A 19836-nucleotide genomic window follows, 5' to 3' on the forward strand; every position below is an offset into this window, starting at 1 on the left:
AGCGCCGCTCCCTTATCGACGAGAGAAATGAAAGGAGGGCACACTGAATATCGTCAGGCGTGATAGCTCACCTCTTTCGAGATACCGTTCTGGATCGCTGGACGACCAGTTCGGACGGCTGATTGAAAATATGTTTGAAGACTTCTTAACGCCGCTCATGCCATATTCTTCTTTTTCAAGGCAAGGCGAAGATGGGCTTGTCAGTCCACGACTGAACGTAGTTGAAACTGAAAAAACGTTTGAAGTGGAGGCGGAGTTGCCGGGAGTCTCAAAAGAAGATGTCAAGGTAACCGTCGACGATCGACGGGTGTTGATTGAGGCCGAGTCAAAGCATGAATCGACAAAAAAAGAAGGGAAAAATATTATCTATGCTGAGCGCACCACCAGTAAATTCGCGCGCAGTTTTACACTGCCGGTTCCAGTCAATGACGTCAATGCGCAAGCGAAACTTGAAAATGGCATCCTGACGCTAACCCTGCCGAAAACAGAAACAACACACGCTAGGCGATTAACGGTTCGGTAAACCGCGTTTCAGAAAAGGCCGTACGGGGAAGGAGCGTACGGCTTTTTTGGGGTTCTTCACGGATTGCCAGCCGCCATAAAATTTGACGCTGCAGCACTGTTGAGTGCTGAGCTAATGCAGGCATCATGTCAGCTGAAATCGCAAAGGCGTCGACGAAAAATTATTTCTCCTGAACCGGGGATGCAGCAGGCAGCGTCGGCGTGGAAATCAGATTATTCAATCCTGCCCGCTCTACGGCGGAAATCATTGCTTGATAGCCTTCCGTGCTATCACGGTACAGCAGCACGACAGAAAAACCTTGCTCCGCCGGATCGTCGGACGCCAGCACTTCCGCCTCGCCGCCCGCGGCGCGGAGCCGTGAAACGATTACCTGCGCGCGCTGTTCGAAAGCAAATACCGCCCCGACATATCGACGCTTTGCGGTCTCCGATCTGGCGGCGCTAACCTGATATGCATTGCCGTCGCCGGGCACCAGGAGCAGACCGCGTTCCTGCAGCGATTTCTGGAAAAGCGTGAAAACTTCATCAGGTGAAAGTGGATCGGTTGAAGCAAGACTAATTGTTCCCTGTACTTCCTGAGCCAGGCGAATCTTCTTCCCCGAATATTGGCTGACCAGGCGTACCGCATCAGGCAATCCAATATCTCGCCAAATGACATAAAACCGGTCATCGCAAAAGACTGCCGTTGCATGTGACAACAATAGAAACGCTAATAGATATGTCGCGATCTTTTTGAATATTGATATCTGAAACATATCTCCTGACAATTATCGTGGCATTGCCGCAGATACTTTCTACGGGCAGATTGCCGGTAAAGGGCGGACTGCCGACATGTGCTGGCGCGATGCATGTCGACAGTCAGAACGTCACATCAACGCGGCGATCTGTGCTGCGCTCAAAGCTCCTCGATAAATGCGGAATTCATCTATCAAGCCGTCGAAGTACGGATCACTGGCGTACTGTGACCTCCCGATCCAGTTCTGGCTGGTACTGCCCAGGTGGAACGGTGCAAGCACCATCGCGGTATTGGCGCCAACTGCGCTGCCGTTCACGTACAAGGTCCCGACATTGCCCGACAGGGTGATAGCGACATGCGCCCATTGCCCGATCGGCATTGCGGTATTGCTGTCGATCCCTTGCTCGCCGCTACTGCCATTGACCGTCATGGCAAAGCGTGGAAATCCACTGTTATTGCGTGTCGCTAACATCATGTAGTGGCCGGTGCCGGTGCCGAAATCAAACACCCGCGCCCATTTTTGCGATGCATTCCAATAGACCCAGGCCGCGATCGTGATATCCGAAACATCGGCCACAATGTCGGCCGGCAGACTGACGTAACCGTTGCTGCCGTTAAGTGACACTGCACTGCCTTTTTTGCCTATTCCCCAAGTCGCTCCGTTGGTCAGCGTTCCGGTGTGACCCTTACCGCTGGAATCGGCGGCCGTAGTGCCGCTGCCGTCATCGAACGCCAGATAGGTCTGCAATTGCACAGCCGTAATCGCAGTCGCCTCGTTCGATGCTGAAGTGAGTCCGGATGGCGTTACAGCGGTGACGACATAGTAATAGGTGCCGGCGGCCAGGCCACTGTCGGTATAGGTCAGCAGATCGGTGATGCCAGTCGCGACGGTTGTATAAGGTCCACCGGCAGTCGTGCCGCGCTTGACGTCGTAACTGCTTGCATACGCGCTGCCCCACCACGACAGGATCACTTGCCCCGGATTCGCGATCGCGGTCAGGCCGCTTGGCGCCGCGCCGCTTGCAATCGGGTCGCGCGTGCAGGTTAGCGTGCCATAGCCCAATTGATCGTAGCCGCCGCTGTTAGGTCCATAGTTGCCGCCGCCGCCTTCCGGCTGGATCAGCGCTGCGAATTTCCGGGAATACGGCGCGGCCAATCCTTTACGGTTGACGTAATGGTTATAAACCAAAGCCCACGCCGGCCGCACGGTGCCTTGTGCAATCGTCGACAAGGCGGTTTGATTGACTCTGTCGATATTGTTGTAAGTGACATAAGGTACTGTATAAAACGTATTGCCTGATTCAATCAGATTGGCTTTGGCGACGTATTCGGCGCCGGCAAGAAAACGGTTATTGTCATAGCCATACAGGTCTACTCCCTGATTCCATGCCATTTCGCAAATCGGTCCCATCAATGCGATGCCGAGCGTGTTGTGTCCCTGGTCGCGGCCGGTTTCTTGCCACTGCCCCAGATAACCTGGATGCATGTAGTAGACGGCTTGCGAAACGGCGCCGTTGCCGGCCCCGTGCTTGAAGTAATCGACGGCTTCGTTAAACATGGCACGGTCATCGCATAACACGCCGATAGCCATGATCGAGGCCATATTGCACAAGTCCCAATTAGCCCAGTAGTGGGTAACTTCGGTATTGTTGTGACGGATCAGGAAATCATGATTGATCGGGTAAAAGACTGTCCGCATCATGTTCTGAAAACTGGCAAGATCGGCAGCAGCCCAACCGCTATAAGAGCGCATGATTTCGGCCGCATTGGCGAACTGGTAGCCCTGGAGGCCGGCGACCAGATCGCCATTCGTATCGCCGCCTATTCCTGTCAGCGTCGACGACCAGGCGTTCAAGATAGTCACGGCCTTATCGGCATAGGCGGTGTCACCCGAAATTTTCCACCGCAGTGCGCAGGCATAGGCGGCGGCGATGTCCTTATACAGAATAGAGTAGTTCTGCGCATGTACGTGATCGTTCCCGCGATAAATCATCGTTTGCGGACGAGGCCTGTAACCCAAGCTGGCGTGGCTGTTAGTGATCAGGACGTTCCAGCCGTTGATCCACGGCGACGCTTTCGCCTTCACCTTTTGGCTCATCCGGTCAAAATCGGCCTGGGTATGCAGCAGGCCTGGATGAATAAATGCATTGCTGACAGGAGCTGGCGTCGCTTCCGGTGTAGCCGGCGCTGCTTCTGGTGGCGCAGGTGTAGCCGGCGTCTGGTTGGAAGTGGCAGGGAGGTTATGCGCTGCCGTTACGGACGTCATTGCTGGCATCGGCACGACAGCCGTGGCAGACGAGCCGCCGCTGCTGGTTATGAGTGTACCGCCCCCGTCGCCACAGCCCGCCAGCAACAAGGCGCCAAGGCTGGAAATGAAATGACGGCGCGACATGCCGTTGGCGTGCTGTTCGCCACTGGATGCATCGCTTGTATCGACAAGTGTCTGCGACGATTTGTGATTGGCATCGATCACCGGATTATTCACGCTCTTGTCTTTCAACGATATTGTTTTGGAAATGACAGGGGGAGATTGAATGTCGTCTGGCCGCGATGTACGCCCGTTGATGTTTCACATGCAGTTTGCTGCCACGTTCAGACGGCTGAACAGGCATGATCAACTCGATGTTCAACGCCGATTCCGGCGGCGTCGAAACAAATTTTCGGCACGGTATTCAATCCGGGAGTTTCATCGCAAATATTGTGCCAATAGCGAATAAGCGGTTGCCGTCCTCAATTTGTGTTAGCGCTAACAAAATTTGTCAGTTTTTTTGCTTTTCGGTTAAGTTTTTTCCACGGCTAGGCGTTACAACTGCGGATCGCTTTTTCGGAGTGTTCTTCTGGATTCGTTCGGTTGCGCGTTCAACATCCGATGTGGCATGGATCGTGCCTGTGATGTCGCTCGAACATGACTGCACGCGCATCTGGTCAGTATCGTCTCTGCACCTTCACTGTTCGAAATCCCTGCTGAAGAAATAATTTTTCCCTTTTTATAAGGCGGAAAAGATTGTTCTTGCGGATACCTTTATCTTTTGGAAAATATGACGTCTTTTTTGAAAAAGCATTCTTTTATAACTACCTTTATCTGTCTGATTCTCTGCGCTTGCGGGGGCGGTGCAAGCGATGCCGGAACCGGTTCCGGCGCCAGCGGTACGGGTAGCGTAGGAAACGTAGTCAGCAACTCAACTAGCACAGGCTCAACTAGCACAGGCTCAACTAGCACAGGCTCAACTAGCACAGGTTCAACTAACACAGGTTCAACTAACACAGGTTCAACTAGCACAGGCTCAACTAGCACAGGTTCAACTAACACAGGTTCAACTAACACAGGTTCAACTAGCACAGGTTCAACTAGCACAGGTTCAACTAGCACAGGTTCAACTAGCACAGGCTCAACCGGCACAGGCATCACCTCAACCAATGTGGATGCTGCGCTTCCCGCTGAGCCGCAGCTGCCTAAAACGGTATGCGCTGCATTGACAGCTAATCTGCAGCAGACGGCTGGATTGCTGCCTGCCTCGATTGACGCCAGTCTGGCCAATTCAAATCCGGATACTGTGCGGATTCAAGCAGCAATCTCCAGTTGCCCTGCAGGGCAAGCGGTGACGCTGACTACCGGAAGCAGCGGCCAGAATGCCTTCCTTTCAGGTCCGATAACTTTGACCAGTGGCGTTACTCTCTGGATTGATCAGGGCGTGACTCTATTCGCGTCGCGTAGTCCTGTAGATTTCGACACAGGCGCCGGCAATTGCGGCACCGCTGCAGGTGACGGCAAGTCCTGCAATGCCCTGATCACCGCCAGCAAGACGCAAAACAGCGGAGTGGTAGGCGACGGTATTATCGACGGCCGTGGCGGCAGTGTCTTAACGTCTGGCGCCAACGCTGGAATAATGACTTGGTGGGACGTTGCCATGCTGAATAAATCGACGGGAAAGAGTCAGAATAATCCTCGTATGATCCAGATTTTCGGCGGCAGCAACTTCACGCTGTATCGTATTACCGTCCAGAATGCACCGGCATTCCATGTGGTGCCTAATACCGTCAGCGGTTTTACGGCTTGGGGGGTAAAAATTCTGACGCCGACCCTGGCTTACTCCAAGCCGGGTTATGCCTGCCCGGCAGGAAGCAGCCCGGATCCGACCACGCCAGCTACCTCGCCAAGCACTTGCTTTACGCCGGAAACCACAAAAAATACGGATGGAATCGATCCTGGCCAATCGAATAATGTGTTGATCGCTTATTCCTATTTCAGCGGCGGCGATGACAATATTGCGATCAAGGCGAGTGGATCGGCGGCGGCGCTCTCGCATCGGATTGTCCACAGTCATTTCTATTATGGCCATGGCATGTCGATCGGCAGCGAGACGAATTCGGGCGTCGATGGCATCGAGATGCGGGATCTGTCGATCGATGGCCAGGACTCTCAAAACGGCGTGGGCATACGGATCAAGTCGGATGATGGTCGCGGTGGCGAGGTAAAGAACATCAGCTATCAGCAGATCTGCATGCGTAACGTCAAGGAGCCGATGATATTCGATCCTTACTACAGCCCTGGAAATCACACTTCGGCGCCGAATTTTCACGACATTACGGTCAGCGGCTTTCATTATTTGGGCAGCGCAAAATATGGCGGCGGCACGCTCACCTTCAATGGTTATGCTTACAACGGCACGCTCAATCCGTTGAAGATTACTTTGGATAACGTCATATTCGATTCTGCGCCGAAGATATCGAACGCCAGTCACAACGGTGGCCCGACGCCGCCGTCGAACACGCAGTTCATCATGGGGCCGGGGCCGGTCAACTTCACGGTCGCATCTTCAGCGGCGAATAACGTGACGATAACCGAGCTGCCGAAAAACAGTCAGTCAGCGCTTGATTGCAGCCAGGCCTTCGTCTCGTTTCCATCTTCTGCATCTCCCTTTTAGCGGTTGCCGGCATATGTATCGGGTGACATGGAGAAGAAAATATCCCGTCTGCATATGTGGCGGCAGATGGGAAATTCCATGTCGTTCGACATGCAACGGCGCCGTTGGCGTCCCGGCGTCTTTGACGTGCAAAACAGCGGCTGTTTTTACATGCGAAATGATGCTGTTTTAATGCGGATATGCCGTCAGGTCAAATTCAGTTGCTCAGTGTCGTGATTGGCTGGATTGACGACTAAATCGTTGTTCGACAACAGTCTTTCCCCATTGCGATCCCTCTGCTTCGTCTGTCAGTTCGAAGCCTGACGACTGGTACAGATGACGCGCCGCGTCGAGGCCTTTGAGAGTCCATAAATACGTCTGGTCAAACCGTGCGTCGGCAAAATCCAATGCGAGTGAGAGCAGCCGACGCCCGACGCCTGATCCGCGCAATGAATCATCGACAATGAACCAGCGCAAATGCGCGCTGTTCGCAACTTCATCTCCGTCTATCGCGATCGAGGCCAGTGTCCTGCCGTTTTCGACGTAGAGCCAGAGCGCCTTATTCCTAGAAGGTAGGGCCTGGGCAAATTCGGCCAGTTCCGTGGCCACTTTTCTTTCGAAGAAGATGCCGAATCCCGACATTTGCGAATAGAAGCGCGCGTGCAGGCTTGCTATGTCGCCGATACACCCAGGTTGGTAGCCCAGTTGAATTTGCTCATCTATCGTCCTGTCTTGCCGTGGGGCTTTGCCGGCGTTGTTTCGCGCCAGCGCATCCGTGTAAAGTGCAAGAGATCGGACCAAGGCCTGCTGATCGGCAGGAGCCAGCTGTCGCAATGCGCTGGATACCTGATCCGTTGCAAATCGATCGATTTTCTTACGTAATTTTTTTCCGGCATCGGTCAGATAGAGCCTGAAACAACGGCCGTCGTCGTCAACACTTTCGCGAGTCAATAATCCGAGCGCTTCAAGTTTGGCCACTTGCCGGCTCGTATTCGACTTGTCCAGCCGCAGTACGCTCGCCAGGTTGCGCGCCTGGATACCCGGCGCCAGGCCGATCTCGATGATTGCGTGTACAGCTGACGGCGCAAGATCGCTATCTGCCAAAGACTGCCGCATGAAACCCAGTTCGCGAACCAGTTTCCGGGAAAACTCGCGTAGCGCGAGAATCGTATGCTCCTTAGGACGAAACCAGAAATTGAAATAGTCCATGCTCCACCTCAATAAAGTTGCGTATCGCAACCAATATACTTGCGAGGCGCAACTAGATCAAGTCAAAATTGATTTAAGGAAATATCCACTATGAAATCGAAAATTAGCATTTATTTGCTATTTTTCATCTTCAAAGTGGGCTTATTCGAGTGGTTCCGGACAATCGGCCGTCACGCCGATTTCAACCACATCGACGATCCGGCATCATGCGGCCAGCCGCCGCGATTGCGATTGCGACACCGGCCGCACTGCGCCGGTCCTGACGTCGCTGCCGCGCATGGACAATACCGAGGCCGTCTGAGCCGGATCCAGCGTGAACACGCTGATCACCGCCGCCAGGTTTGCTGCCTGCTCTTTCAGCGATTCGGCAGCAGCGGCGGCTTCCTCGACCAGCGCGGCATTCTGCTGCGTGACCTGATCCATCTGCCCGATCGCCTGGTTGACTTGTTCGATGCCGCCGCTCTGTTCTTCGCTAGCGGCGGTAATCTCCGCCATGATGTCGCTCACGCGCTTGACGCTACTGACGATCTGTTCCATGGTTGATCCCGCTTCATTGACCAGCTTGCTGCCGGCGTCGACCTTTTCCACCGAATCGCCGATCAGGGCTTTGATTTCTTTTGCCGCAGACGCGGAGCGTTGCGCCAGATTGCGCACTTCAGCGGCGACTACCGCGAAACCGCGCCCCTGTTCGCCGGCCCGAGCGGCTTCAACCGCGGCGTTCAACGCCAGGATATTGGTCTGAAACGCAATGCCGTCGATCACCGCAATGATGTCGACAATTTTTCTGGCTGAATCGTGGATCGAGCCCATGGTTGCCACCACCCGGGACACCACAGCACCGCCCTCAAGCGCAATGCCGGAAGCAGTTGCGGCCATTTGATTGGCCTGGAGGGCATTGTCGGCATTCTGTTTTACCGTCGACGTTAGTTCTTCCATCGATGCGGCGGTTTGTTCCAGCGATGCGGCTTGCTGTTCGGTGCGTGCCGACAGATCCTGATTGCCGGCCGCGATCTGGCCCGAGGCCGAGGCCATCGTCTCGATGCCGCTGCGGCAGCGGCCGACTATGCTCTGCAAGCTTTCATTCATCTGACGCAAGGCGCCCAGCAATTCGCCAATCTCATCTTTGCGTCCCGTCTCAATCCGGCTGGTCAGGTCGCCGTCGGCAACCGTGCGGGCAATCTTGACGGCGGAACGCAACGGTCCGGTAATGCCGTTGATGATCCAGTAGGTCAGCACGCTGCCGATGAGCGTGCCGATGACTACTACCGCCAGTAAAAACCGCAACGCCAGAGCATTTCTTTGCGATGCCTCGTTTTCACTTTGCTGCATCAAGTCTTTTGACTGCTGCGCAACGAAGGCGACGATGTCATCGATCTTTTTTGTCGGTTCGCGATCCATCCCGGCGACCAGCTTGTCGACAACGTGGGCGCTGCCCGCTGCTGCCGGATCGAACTGCGTGAGGGCAGACAGATATTTTTTCGCCAGCTCGGCATTGGTCTGGTTGGCCTCCGCAATAAGCGACGTGTCGAGGCCCAACTGGCTGAGCGTTTGCCCTAACTGTTTGAGCCCGTCTCTGGATTCCTCCCCCTTTCTTACAAAGGCATTTTTATGCTTCTCAAACGCAGCGCTGTCATTACCTCTTAACAGGAGATCTTTCCATTCCTGGATCTCTATTTTGAAATCAACCTGCGCTTTCCTGGCAAGATTCACGGCTTGTTGAAAGTTAGCCGCGCTTTTCATCATGTCGGCGGTCCGTGCATTGCTCTCGTAGAGCGAACGCCAGCCGATCATTCCCATCAAGACGGAAGTCAGTATCAGCAATGTCGATAGCGCGGTGAGTCTGGCGGATATTTTTAGATTAGAGATATTCATTGTTTTTTTAATAGTGAGAAAAATCTTGATGGACAATAAATAACATTGCACGGGATACGCCTGTCGACTATCGATACAACAACGCCAATACCTCCGGGGACGCGGCATCACGAACACTGTGCCGTTGTTGGGGTTTACGGCAGGCGAAATCAAAACTTGAAAGTTCATTTGTAACCGAACATAAACGGATGTCGAATTTGTTGGCATATACAAAATATTTAGCGAGGAAGTTTTCTGGATTGATGTTCTGAGCCGTTCGGTCGCTGTCACTGATGCAGTTTTCTGGAAGCGTCGGGAAGGCCGATTTTTCTAAATATCTTTGTGCCTTAGCCGTTAATGCCCAATGTGATAGTCATGCACTAACTGGAGGCAGGTATGAAGTCGATAAATACAGAATTAAGCCCATTGCCATTTGAAAAGGTATCCATCGTCGAGGCCAAATCGGTGCTTGATGGCGCCGATGTCGCGCCCAAAACGGAGGTGCAGCGGTGGTAATGCCGTTCAGTTAAGGTTACGGGGGAATGGCGTTAGCTGCGTCATTGGCGACCCCGTCATTCCCGCGAACGCGGGAATCCATTTTTAATCACCATGCTCTGCAACATGGATCCCCGCGTTCGCGGGGATGACGGAATGACCGCATCGGTCCATTTAAAGAATGCCGTTCTGGGCTTAACTGAACGGCATTAGTGCAGCGGTGGGAGTTTTTTCGGCGCCGGGAAGCTCGGAAAGATCATGACTTGTGTGAACTGACTTACCAGTGGTTTGCAAAATTGCCTGCAAATGAAAAGCCGTGGGAGCTGGCCAGATATTTTCCGCGGATCGCCAATGAACTGGCCCAGAGTTGGGAGCGGCCGGCGGCATGCATGAGATGCCTGGAGCAGCTCCTGCTGGATAACAGGGGAGGTCGCCAGGGCTTCCCGGTGAAGGTGGCGCGAGAGATCATGGCGCTGCAGCGCTATTTCAATCAGGTCGTGTTTTCCAGCGCGTCTCGTCAGCAAGGCGTCTCGCATCATTGAGGCAGTTGATCGCGGTACAGTCCATCGGATTACGCCGGCATGTTTCGCCCTCCCGGCAAAGATGGGCGCGTTCTGCCGGGGTCGGCGAGAAGCGCTAGCGGCGGTTGAACATGGTTTTCAGGCGATGAATCGCGCGCCAGGATCGGCTTTGCTTAAAAGCGTCGAGCTGGGCTTCGGCGCGGTCGGCGCGTTGCTTCTCCATCAATAACGCGTTCTCGAATTCCGCCACCGGATGGCTGAACTTGTGCCCGTAGCAAAACTGGAAGTCATCCAGATTGCAGGGAGGGATTTCGAAAGCGCCTGACCAGTGCAGTTGTTCTTCTGCCAGATAGAAGGTGTTCAGGCCGTCAAACAGAACGGGACGGTAAGATGCATCGGTGATGATTTTTTCCCACGGCTGATCGCGGTTCCATGGAGTCTCTATCAGAATGATCCAGGGCCGCCATTTGGTGAAATCCATGCCGCGCAGCACAGACTCTTCGTGGCCTTCAACGTCTATCTTCAGGAAGTGTATGGGGCCTTGCACATGTTCTTCGCAAATGGAGGCCAAGGTCCGGGAGTTGACGGTTTGACTCTGCAACGGCATGCCGGAGTCTCGATAGCGCTGGGCTGTATCGGCGTCAGCAGTCGAGAGCCCGGTTCCGGCAACCGCGTAAAAAGTGCGGGCTTGATTGGCGTCGCCAGCGACACATTGCAGGTTTATGTCCTTGGGTCTTTGTAGGCACAGCGGATCGTAAAACTCCTGAAGCGGCTCAATGTTAATGCCGTTCCAGCCGCGCTCGTAAAATGCCCGCGTTACAGAATCATGCGATGGGTGATTGGCGCCGACATCGATATAAAACCCGTTCTCGACATATCTGAGCACGCGCCACAACCTGATGTCTTCGAAATTCTGTGCATAAGAAATGAACGTCACTGTCTTTTCCTGTTGGTCAAATTGCATTATTGGCAATGGCGCACATGCGGTGATTTATTGTGCATGTGAAGTTAAGGAAAATCCAACTTTGCATCAAAATGGGGAAATGTAAATTTAGTCGCCATGGTCGTCTGAAATTTATTCCCGGCCGTAAATTAATCTCGTATTATTGATACATATTGTTACAGTTATGGCCTGGCGCCGGGCAGCCGGGAGTTTTTTTATGCTTTAGTGATTTATCACTTGGTAACGGTTGATGGGTGGTGGGCGGTAGCGAGCAAATCCGCACACATCCTGTGTAGAAAAAAATCATCAGTTACTGGACAAAAAATGAGCGCGACCGAACGATCGAGTTACGACGATTTGCTTAGCCTCCTTTACGACGCCGTCATGGCGCCAGGTGGTTTTCAGGGTTTTATCGAAGCGTTTTGTAGTGTGTTTCGGCTGAAGGCTGCAACGCTGTTGATTCGACACGTCAACACGCAAGAAATGAAAGGCTTGTGGGTACATGGCATTGCCAAGGAGTGGTTTGAAAGCTATGCACTCGAATACGCCAGTGAGGATATCCTCGCACACCATATGACGGCTTCGCCAATTGCACTTTTTTACGCGAGCAATCTCGATCTCCCGCATCCCGAACGATTTCCCGAAAACCGCTTTTACCGGGAATGGATTGAGCCGCAAGGCGTTGCTTATGCTGCCGGAGGAATCGTTCTGCGCGAAGGGGCATGGGTTACTGAATTTTTTCTGCAGCGTGCTCCCGAACATCTAGCTTTCATGCGCGAAGAACTGAATGAATTTAATCAAGTGATTCCGCATTTACAGCGTGCGATCCAGATGCGTCAGCGTTTCACCGAACTGCAATTGGGTCACAGCTTCATGTCTGGCAGCCTCGATGTTCTCGCGATGCCGACATTGTTGTTCGACGAGTACAGCCGCGTGGTTCATACCAACCGCAATGCCAATGCGCTGCTGAGCAGCGGCATCAGTTTGTCGATCGAGGGCGGCCATTTGTTCACCAGCGATGCCGCGGCAACGCGCGGTCTGAATCTGGAGCTTACCAATGCGATCCGTGCCAGCCGCGGCAGCGGGGCAGAACTGGCTGGCGTAGTCCTGCTGCCTCGGCTTGAGCGCTTGCCCTTGATGCTGATGATCGCGCCCTTGCGTCTGGCCGGGGCTTTTCCTGTGCAGGGCGCCGCACTGCTGTTTATTTTTGATCCGGAGATGACTCCCACCATTACCTCGGATCTGGTGCGCCGCCTGTTCGGACTGTCCGAAGCCGAAGCAGAACTTGCGGTTGCCTTGTGCAGCGGGAAAACCTTGGACGACGTTGCAAAGGAGCGCGGCACCTCGATGAATACCATCAAGAGCCAGATCAAGAGTATTTTTCTCAAGACCGGCACCAAACGCCAGTCAGAACTCGTATCTCTGTTGTTGGCCAGCCCGGCTTATTTCCTGGAGCAGAAGCGGTATCCCGGGTAATGCAGCTCATCGATGCCCGCGTAGCAATCATCGCAAACGTTCTTCAATTGTTCTTCAATTCCATCGCCCGCATCCCGTTTCTTTCGGTGAAAGCCGATCTCTTCTGGCGGCTATCACCCGTTTGGGTGATAGCTTCGCCGGCCTATTCTCGTTAATCTTCACGGCAATGACACAGCGAATTGGCGAAAAATAAGGGCCGGCATATTTACCTGCCATCGATATTCAGTCTTGCAGTTAATACGACCGAACTAAATTCCAGGGGATTTCTCCTGAGCGCTTAGTTCAAATTTTTGGGGAGCTAAATAATGAATAAAAAAATAGAAACACTGGCGCTTGTGTTTGCTAGCGCCGCCATGGTGACGCTGGCCGGATGCGGCGGTGGCAGCAGCAGTTCCGGCGGCAGTCCCGCGGCTCCTGCTGCTGCCGCAGCTGCGAGCGTTCAAGGTACCGCCGCCACTGGCGCAGCGTTAGCCAATGCGGCGGTTGCCGTCACCAACAGCAGCGGTAATTCGCCCTGCCAGGAAACATCTATCACCACCACCGCACTGGGCAGTTACACCTGCACCCTGAAAGCGGGGGAGGCCGCGCCGTTTTTTGTGGTTGTCACCGACCCCGCAGGCAATACTGCACCATTGGTGAGCGTGGCAACCAGCACGCCGGCAGCGGGTGCTGCGCTGACAGTCAACGCCACACCGCTGACGACGGCCATCCTGGCGCAGTTGAGCGCCGATGGCAATCCGATGACGCTGGTCAGCAGCAAGGCGATTGACACAGCGGCGCTGGCCAAGGTGACCGCCAACGTCCTGGCGCAACTGGCCAACGTGCTGACAGCAATTGGCGCTCCAGCCGGTTACGACCCGTTCGCGACCAGCATCACTGCGGCCACCGCGTCAGGCACAGGCAATACGGCCGATCAGATCCTGGATGTTGTGAAAGTGGTCACCGATCCCGCCACCGGCAAACTGGCGCTGAGTACGGTGGGCAGCCCGACGCCGGTGACCTTGGCAACGGCGACCAATACCGGCACTGCTGTTGCAGCACCGACCTACAGCGTTTCAGATCTGTCGCAAGCGGCTCAGATCACGGCCCAGGCCTTCAAAGCGTGTTTTGCGCTGCCGACCGCGCAGCGTGTGTTGGCCACGAATACCGCCACTCCCGCATCGCAGGGCGGCCCTGAAGTGACTTCGGCAGCCGCCGCCTGCCAGAGTCTGGTCGCCGACACGAGTAATGCGGCCAAGATGAATTTTCTGCACAACGGCTACAGCGCGGCCCAGCTTCTATACGGCATCTTGACCAGCGACAGCATGACAGGCGCGCAGTTCAGCGTGCCTGAGATCATGGCGTTTTATCCGGCAGCGAACACCGCTGCCGGCGCCGATGAGGCTGTACTGAATATCCGCTACCTGGACGCCAACGGCAATCCTGGCAACGTGATTACGGTGGCGCGCAACCTGGCCAATACCGCATCGACCGCGCGACCGACTAACTGGTGGCTGGTGGGCAATCAGAATCCTGTCGATGTCACGCTGAAACTGACGATTCGCCGCGTGGAGCAGTTGAATTCGGCGTTGAGTCCGTCCAACAGTAACCTATTCAGCACATTCCAGACTGGCATCCAGGTCAACGTAAATTCCAAAGGACCCGGCAGCATCAACAGTCTCGGTTCCTTGGCGGTGGCGCGAATCTCCGGCCCCGGTTTGCCGGGTAACGGCGCTTCGGGCACAGGGCTGGTATACGTTGCGCCAATCCAGCAGGGGCAGCTCGGCATGGATCTGTTTAATAAAACCGGCGACATCACCCTTGCTGCCGGGGCCCGCTGCGGCAATAGCAATAATTTAACTTACAACTGCCCGAACTTCTGGTTCAGCCGGACTTCCGGTATCACTGGCGCCGCTGCCACTACTTTGGCAAGCAACCAGACCGGCCTGGTTTGGGCGCAACCCGCTGACAGCGTGAACCCACAATTATTCGTCAAAGGCACCAAGTACAAAATTGAGTTGTTCTATGGCTCGGACAAAACAACACCTATCGTCCTCTACAAAACTTTACTATCCGATCTGATCCAGGCGGAACAAGCTGTCAACCTGCCATGGAATAAGCCGGGGCCGCAAACACTGAGCGCGCTCGATCCGGCCGGCAGCCTGGCCGGCGCCCAGACCAACCTCACGGTCGATTGGGTGCAGAACATAGCAGCTCAACAAATCAGCGGGGTGCAAGCAATCGTGGACAGTAGCGGCAGTTATGGGCAGATGCTTGCTGTGCCAAGAGGAGCAAGCTCCGCGGTTTTAAGCGCGGTACCTGCATTCAGCGCGCTTGCCGTTGGGAATGCGCCACCAAGCCGTACTTTGCTGTTCGCCTACAGGATGCTTGACAACAGCAACAAGACAGCCGTCTATCGCTATAACTGACGCTGGCTTCACGCATCCAGATTTTATTGGCCATCCAGATCCCTGCGAGTGATTACGCTTGCAGGGATTTTTTTCGTTGGTCATCGTGAAAGACGCCATCAACCATGTCATATCCGGTTTTTGAAAATCCCCGAAATTACACTCATGTATTCAATAGTAGTGATGGTGAACATACTCTTGATACACCTCATCGACGATCCAGGCCGCGATGATTGAAAACGGAATCAACAGAACAAGTGCTAAGCCGATTTCCATAAAATAAGATCACCCTTCGATGAACCCTCTTTCAATGATTTCAGGTTCAGACTAATAAATCCCGCCTGGATTGCAAGAGCACACTCATATCCTTTTTTCATAAATCTCAGGCACTACCGCTGCCCTTAACAATTTGCCTCAATCACTATTTCATGAAAAGGCTATTCATCTGTCGGGGTGCGATCACGTTGAAGGAGATTGCCGCAATTGGTGATAAGAATTCATGAGTTGAAAGGCGCTACTATTGCTGCTGATAAAATCGGCGCAGCGTCTGTATCTCGGGTCCCGCAGTTACGACCCGAATCATACGCATGCATCACGATTCACAGAAAACGGTCACGCAGGTGAAGAGGCCAGTTTCTTCAGATAACAACAATAGCGTATTTGTTGGCCATCCTTTGACTGTCGAACAATTGAACAATTGCGCAAGGAAGTTGAAGAGGGAATCTCTCTGTTTCGGCAAATTCTACTCAACCGTCACAATCAAAGGACAGTCGGTGCTCACCGGAATTAATCACATAACGCTTGCGGTCAGGGACTTGGCGACTGGTATTGATTTTTACCAAGGGCTCTTGGGTTTTAGGCTCGCTGCCCGCGGGGATGCCGGCGCATATCTTTCGCTTGGCGAGCTATGGTTATGTCTTTCGCTTGATGAGACCCAAACTAAAAATCCGCAAACAGATTACACGCACTACGCATTCTCCATTTCCCCATCGAACTTCGCAGACTTTCAAGAAAAACTGAGAGCTGAAGGCGTTGCAGCGTGGAAGGATAACAAGAGTGAGGGCGATTCTTTCTACTTTCTCGATCCGGACGGACACAAACTTGAAGCCCATGTTGGAGACTTGGCGACGAGACTCGCTCAGTGCCGGATCCGGCCCTATTCAGGCATGAAATTTTTTGACTGACCGGCCTTGGACAATTCCAGTTTTTAAGAGCTTTCAGTCTCAATGAAATCTGAGCAGCTTTGCGGGAGGATTACCGGGGCAGGTTGCCGGATCTCTCGATCTCATGGAGCGCAGCGGCAACTAAATCGACGAATAAGCCCGCAAAAATAAAAAAGGCAGCACCATGAGGCGCTGCCCAAATCGACTATTCAAGGAGAACTAAAAAAGTCGAAGCTACCAGGATATATAAGATCTCAGATCGCCCAGCCGCCGGCGTAGAAGACTGCGAGCGCAATCGCAATCGCGACTGTGCCTACGTTCAGTTTGCGGAACTCGCCCGAAACCACGCGGCCAATCACCAGCGTGCAGAAACCAAGCATGATGCCGGTCACGATGTTGCATGTCAGTACGATGAACACCGCGCATACCAGACCAGCCATGGCGTCGACCGTATCGTCCATATGCATGCGGCTGACACTGCCTAGCATCAGCAAGCCGACATACATCAGCGCGGGTGCGGTTGCATAGGAAGGCACCAGGCCGGCCAGCGGCGAAAAGAAAATCACCGCCAGGAACAACAGGCCGACCACCACCGCAGTCAAGCCGGTGCGGGCGCCGGCGGCTGTGCCCACTGTCGATTCGATGTAAGCGGCAGCAGGAGCGCCACCGACCAGGCCGGCAAAAATCGAGCTGAGGGAATCGGCTGTCAGCGCTTTGCCGCCGTTGTGGATATAACCTTTTTCATTGACTTGTCCGGCTTGGCCGGCCACTGCGCGAATCGTGCCGGTGGCGTCGAACACCGCCGTCATTACCAGCGCCAGCACACTTGGCAGCACGGCCATGCTGAGTGCGCCCTTGATGTCCATCGCGCCGATCAATGAAGCGTGGCCAGGGGAGCTCAGCGCCGGCATGGCAAACACGCCGGTGAACTTGACGGCAGGATCGAAGATCAGGCCGATGACCGACAAGGTGATCACTACCAGCAAGATGCCGCCCGGTACACGGCGCCGCTCAAGACCGAAAATGGCAGCCAAGCCGATGATGCTCATCACCACCGGGAACGCGGTAATGTGGCCGAGTGCGACCGGCAACCCGGGAGCGGCATTTTTCACCACCAGTCCGACATCGCTGGAGGCGATCAGCAGCAGGAACAAGCCGATGCCGACGCCGGTGCCGTGCGCTACGCCGGCCGGCAGGTTTTGCAGGATCCAGGAACGGATGCCGGTCACGGATATGGCGGTAAACACCAGGCCCATCAAGAACACCGCGCCGAGCGCCACGGCTGGCGACAAACCTTTACCAAGCACCAGGCCGAAGGCGGTGAAAGCGGTCAGCGAAATCGCGCAGCCTACCGCGATCGGCAAACGCGCCCACAGGCCCATCAACAGCGAGCCGACAGCGGTAGTCAGGCAGACCGCAACGAACACGGCGCTGACATCGAAGCCCGCCTTGCCCAACATGCCAGGCACCACAAAAACCGAATACACCATCGCCAGGAAAGTGGTGATGCCGGCGACTACTTCACGGCGCTGGGTGCTGCCGCGCGCGGTGATCTGAAAGTATTGATCGAGTTTGCCTGCGCCGACGGCGATAGGCTCTCCCAGGCCCACAACAGGCTGGGGCTGGAGTTGTTGTTCCATCATGATCGAGCTGCTCCTTATATGTCCTTGAAGCGGCCGTCACTCGACCGTCATCAGGGTGTCTCGTGTTATGTTTTTGAATAGTCAGCGACCAAACGCCGAACCCTGGTAGCTGGACTGCTCGTCATTTGAAAGGATGGTGAGCTCGGCGAATACAGCTTAGGGTATTGGCGGCAGCGAACCCATCATGGGAGCTCAATAGCCGCCATTTGCATTTCCATATGCGGAGAAGCGGCGGCAGAGCGGCGGCAAAACAGCGAAGTTGCTAGTTTGGCAGGGGCGAGCGGCGCATGAGGAGAGCCTCGGAAAACGGGAAATTACGGGTTGAACTCAAGCTGGACGGCGGCAATCGTGCTCTGATCCGAGGGCCGCCCGATTGGCTATTGCCCGTATTCAGTCATGAAAGGTGTAAGCCAGGTCATGCCAATTGTGCGATGTTTTCGCACCTTTCCGCTTGCTGGCGAAACGCATGTTCATGATTTCCCGCTGCGCCAGCGCATCGCGCTCGGGGTCGCCGCAGCTCTTTTTGATTTTCACATCGGTGACGTGGCCGGCTGTATCTAGATAAACGCGCACCAGCACCCGGTCTGTCGCCGTCGCCGCCGACGTCGATTTCACCGTTCCCGATAGCAATTTGTCGATGAGGCTCATAGGTACATCCCGGTTCGGAATAATGGTAGAAATTATACGGCCCTGATCTGCGCTCAAACCTGCCAGGCGCCGTTGCGGTAGACCTGCTCATCATCAAGATAGACCGCATCGGTTACCGCAAAAACGTCGATGTGATATCTGGCATTGGCGCGCTTGATGCTGGCTTTGTTGTAGACGCCGTGTTTGGCGCCTAGCGACAGATGGATGCCGCACATGCGCTCGTAAGTGCCGATATCGCTGACCATGCGTTCCCGCGAAAACGCACGGTTCATGCCAAAGCCCAATTCCCGCAGCCACACTTCACCTTCGTCGGCGCGGATATTGGCCAGCACCTGGTCGAAATCGGGAGTGGAATCCAGCACTGCGCTGACCCGGCCTTTGACGATCACCAATGTAATCGGCTGTTGCGGTCGGTTGACGTGGAATGAGGTGTCGCCAAAAACAAAGATACGCACCCGTCCGTTCACCGCTTCCAGATCTTGCGCTTCGGTGAATACTTCGCCGATGGGGAACTGGCCGCCGACGTTGTTCATCTCGCTGTAGTCGCCTATGTTCAGCTTGGCCGGCTCGAACGGAGAAGCAAACACCAGGCGTTCGCCGCCGCTCTCGACGACACCCATGCGGGCGCTGTCAATCCGCGCTTTCAAGGCGTAGCCGACGCCGCGATAGTAGCCGGGGTCATATGCCAGCGATTCGATGTAGTAGAGGGCTTGCGGCCCTGGCATGCGCGACAGATGCGGATGCTCTATCACCTTGAGTCCGCGCTTGAACAGTTCGACCCGTATGCGGAATGCCTCAAGACGGAAGTTGGTCGATTGAATCAGGATGACCAGGTCGTTCGCTTCAAGCGTCGCAAAAGCAGCCAGTACGGCGTCCGGCACGACGGCGTCAAAGTCGATGAATGTCGCAGCCGGCAGGCAGCGCCGGTAGGCTTCCGTGAGGGCGACGGCGAGATCGCAACGCGTATCCGATACCACCATCGCGGCATGCGGCGGCGCATGCTGGATTGCCATGGAGAGAATATCGCGCAGATGCTTTTCCGCAGCGCCAACCGCCTCCTGGGTCATGCTGCAGGCGGGGCGACCGACGGTTTCTAGGTTAGCAGTTGAGATGAACATCAATTTACCGTTTCGGGGAAGACAGGGAACGCCGTCCCATAAGGCCAGGTCTTAATGGCGACGCGCTTCCTGCTGGATCAGCATTTTAATCGACAACCAGGCTTGGGGCCGATTTTGGGGTGGTTTTGAGCGGGTCCGGCGCAAGGCTGGAGTGGATGCAAGCGGACAAGGTTTGTTGCGCTTCCGGGCTACGCAAGAAGAGGGGGCAGCGACAGATCTA

Annotated in this window: 15 protein-coding genes and 1 pseudogene; 8 read left to right on the forward strand and 8 right to left on the reverse strand. The window is 54.8% G+C overall.

The window, feature by feature from the left end:
* Positions 1 to 130: 130 nt before the first annotated feature.
* Positions 131 to 523, forward strand: a complete 393-nt coding sequence (locus KHU33_RS12265; RefSeq protein ID WP_211463197.1) for an Hsp20/alpha crystallin family protein — start codon at positions 131 to 133, stop codon at positions 521 to 523.
* Positions 524 to 683: 160 nt separating this feature from the next.
* Here KHU33_RS12265 and KHU33_RS12270 read toward each other — a convergent pair whose 3' ends face one another.
* Together KHU33_RS12270 and KHU33_RS12275 are read right to left on the reverse strand one after the other, a co-directional pair.
* Positions 684 to 1277 carry a hypothetical protein gene (locus KHU33_RS12270; protein WP_211463198.1) on the reverse strand — a complete coding sequence of 198 codons (594 nt, stop codon included), beginning with the start codon at positions 1275 to 1277 and terminating at the stop codon, positions 684 to 686.
* A 111-nt stretch (positions 1278 to 1388) separates the two neighbouring features.
* Positions 1389 to 3650 (reverse strand): LamG-like jellyroll fold domain-containing protein, encoded by a 2262-nt coding sequence (locus KHU33_RS12275; RefSeq protein WP_211463239.1) that lies wholly within the window; start codon positions 3648 to 3650, stop codon positions 1389 to 1391.
* An 809-nt stretch (positions 3651 to 4459) separates the two neighbouring features.
* Here KHU33_RS12275 and KHU33_RS26865 point away from each other — a divergent pair.
* Positions 4460 to 4735 (forward strand): annotated as a pseudogene (locus KHU33_RS26865) (pentapeptide repeat-containing protein); the annotation flags it as partial.
* Positions 4732 to 6183: a glycoside hydrolase family 28 protein gene (locus tag KHU33_RS12285; protein WP_211463200.1), complete on the forward strand. Its 1452-nt coding sequence runs from the start codon at positions 4732 to 4734 to the stop codon at positions 6181 to 6183. The pseudogene KHU33_RS26865 and the gene KHU33_RS12285, both read left to right, overlap by 4 nt.
* Before the next feature lie 204 nt (positions 6184 to 6387).
* Here the strand turns inward: KHU33_RS12285 and KHU33_RS12290 are convergent, their stop codons facing one another.
* Together KHU33_RS12290 and KHU33_RS26785 are read right to left on the reverse strand one after the other, a co-directional pair.
* On the reverse strand, positions 6388 to 7371 hold the full coding sequence (locus KHU33_RS12290; RefSeq protein WP_211463202.1) for a bifunctional helix-turn-helix transcriptional regulator/GNAT family N-acetyltransferase: 984 nt from the start codon (positions 7369 to 7371) through the stop codon (positions 6388 to 6390).
* Positions 7372 to 7575: 204 nt separating this feature from the next.
* On the reverse strand, positions 7576 to 9243 hold the full coding sequence (locus KHU33_RS26785; RefSeq protein ID WP_211463204.1) for a methyl-accepting chemotaxis protein: 1668 nt from the start codon (positions 9241 to 9243) through the stop codon (positions 7576 to 7578).
* 770 nt (positions 9244 to 10013) lie between these two features.
* Between KHU33_RS26785 and KHU33_RS12300 the strand changes: the two genes are divergently transcribed.
* Positions 10014 to 10259, forward strand: coding sequence for a hypothetical protein (locus KHU33_RS12300; RefSeq protein WP_211463206.1), 246 nt, complete (start codon positions 10014 to 10016; stop codon positions 10257 to 10259).
* A gap of 94 nt (positions 10260 to 10353) precedes the next feature.
* Here KHU33_RS12300 and KHU33_RS12305 read toward each other — a convergent pair whose 3' ends face one another.
* Positions 10354 to 11124, reverse strand: coding sequence for an FkbM family methyltransferase (locus KHU33_RS12305; protein ID WP_329956045.1), 771 nt, complete (start codon positions 11122 to 11124; stop codon positions 10354 to 10356).
* 381 nt (positions 11125 to 11505) lie between these two features.
* Between KHU33_RS12305 and KHU33_RS12310 the strand changes: the two genes are divergently transcribed.
* The 4 genes from KHU33_RS12310 to fos all read left to right on the forward strand — a co-directional run bounded on the left by KHU33_RS12310 (position 11506) and on the right by fos (position 16228).
* Positions 11506 to 12657, forward strand: coding sequence for a helix-turn-helix transcriptional regulator (locus KHU33_RS12310; protein ID WP_211463210.1), 1152 nt, complete (start codon positions 11506 to 11508; stop codon positions 12655 to 12657).
* A complete protein-coding gene (locus tag KHU33_RS12315) occupies positions 12657 to 12812 on the forward strand; it encodes a hypothetical protein (RefSeq protein WP_211463212.1) in 156 nt (51 codons plus the stop codon). Before KHU33_RS12310 ends, KHU33_RS12315 begins: the two co-directional genes overlap by 1 nt.
* A 150-nt stretch (positions 12813 to 12962) precedes the next feature.
* Positions 12963 to 15065: a hypothetical protein gene (locus tag KHU33_RS12320; RefSeq protein ID WP_211463214.1), complete on the forward strand. Its 2103-nt coding sequence runs from the start codon at positions 12963 to 12965 to the stop codon at positions 15063 to 15065.
* Positions 15066 to 15817: 752 nt separating this feature from the next.
* Entirely contained in the window at positions 15818 to 16228 is a 411-nt protein-coding gene (fos, locus tag KHU33_RS12325; protein ID WP_211463241.1) for a fosfomycin resistance glutathione transferase, read from the forward strand.
* A gap of 233 nt (positions 16229 to 16461) precedes the next feature.
* Here fos and KHU33_RS12330 read toward each other — a convergent pair whose 3' ends face one another.
* From KHU33_RS12330 to KHU33_RS12340, 3 genes are all read right to left on the reverse strand, one after another.
* Entirely contained in the window at positions 16462 to 17850 is a 1389-nt protein-coding gene (locus tag KHU33_RS12330; RefSeq protein ID WP_230414215.1) for an NCS2 family permease, read from the reverse strand.
* A gap of 390 nt (positions 17851 to 18240) precedes the next feature.
* Positions 18241 to 18498, reverse strand: a complete 258-nt coding sequence (locus tag KHU33_RS12335) for an energy transducer TonB family protein (protein ID WP_211463216.1) — start codon at positions 18496 to 18498, stop codon at positions 18241 to 18243.
* A gap of 53 nt (positions 18499 to 18551) precedes the next feature.
* The gene (locus KHU33_RS12340) at positions 18552 to 19565 is read right to left on the reverse strand and encodes a M29 family metallopeptidase (protein WP_211463246.1); all 1014 of its coding nucleotides are present in this window, start codon (positions 19563 to 19565) and stop codon (positions 18552 to 18554) included.
* Positions 19566 to 19836 lie beyond the last annotated feature (271 nt).

It is taken from the genome of Collimonas silvisoli (assembly GCF_018305005.1).
GTDB lineage: Bacteria > Pseudomonadota > Gammaproteobacteria > Burkholderiales > Burkholderiaceae_D > Collimonas > Collimonas silvisoli.

Excerpts from the sequence above, each read along its gene's own strand:
- KHU33_RS12320 (WP_211463214.1), top strand. The coding sequence starts at position 12,963 with ATGAATAAAAAAATAGAAACACTGGCGCTTGTGTTTGCTAGCGCCGCC.
- KHU33_RS12275 (WP_211463239.1), bottom strand. The coding sequence starts at position 3,650 with ATGTCGCGCCGTCATTTCATTTCCAGCCTTGGCGCCTTGTTGCTGGCG.
- KHU33_RS12310 (WP_211463210.1), top strand. The coding sequence starts at position 11,506 with ATGAGCGCGACCGAACGATCGAGTTACGACGATTTGCTTAGCCTCCTT.
- KHU33_RS26785 (WP_211463204.1), bottom strand. The coding sequence starts at position 9,243 with ATGAATATCTCTAATCTAAAAATATCCGCCAGACTCACCGCGCTATCG.
- KHU33_RS12270 (WP_211463198.1), bottom strand. The coding sequence starts at position 1,277 with ATGTTTCAGATATCAATATTCAAAAAGATCGCGACATATCTATTAGCG.
- KHU33_RS12290 (WP_211463202.1), bottom strand. The coding sequence starts at position 7,371 with ATGGACTATTTCAATTTCTGGTTTCGTCCTAAGGAGCATACGATTCTC.
- KHU33_RS12340 (WP_211463246.1), bottom strand. The coding sequence starts at position 19,565 with ATGACCCAGGAGGCGGTTGGCGCTGCGGAAAAGCATCTGCGCGATATT.
- KHU33_RS12265 (WP_211463197.1), top strand. The coding sequence starts at position 131 with ATGTTTGAAGACTTCTTAACGCCGCTCATGCCATATTCTTCTTTTTCA.
- KHU33_RS12315 (WP_211463212.1), top strand. The coding sequence starts at position 12,657 with ATGCAGCTCATCGATGCCCGCGTAGCAATCATCGCAAACGTTCTTCAA.
- KHU33_RS12335 (WP_211463216.1), bottom strand. The coding sequence starts at position 18,498 with ATGAGCCTCATCGACAAATTGCTATCGGGAACGGTGAAATCGACGTCG.
- KHU33_RS12330 (WP_230414215.1), bottom strand. The coding sequence starts at position 17,850 with ATGATGGAACAACAACTCCAGCCCCAGCCTGTTGTGGGCCTGGGAGAG.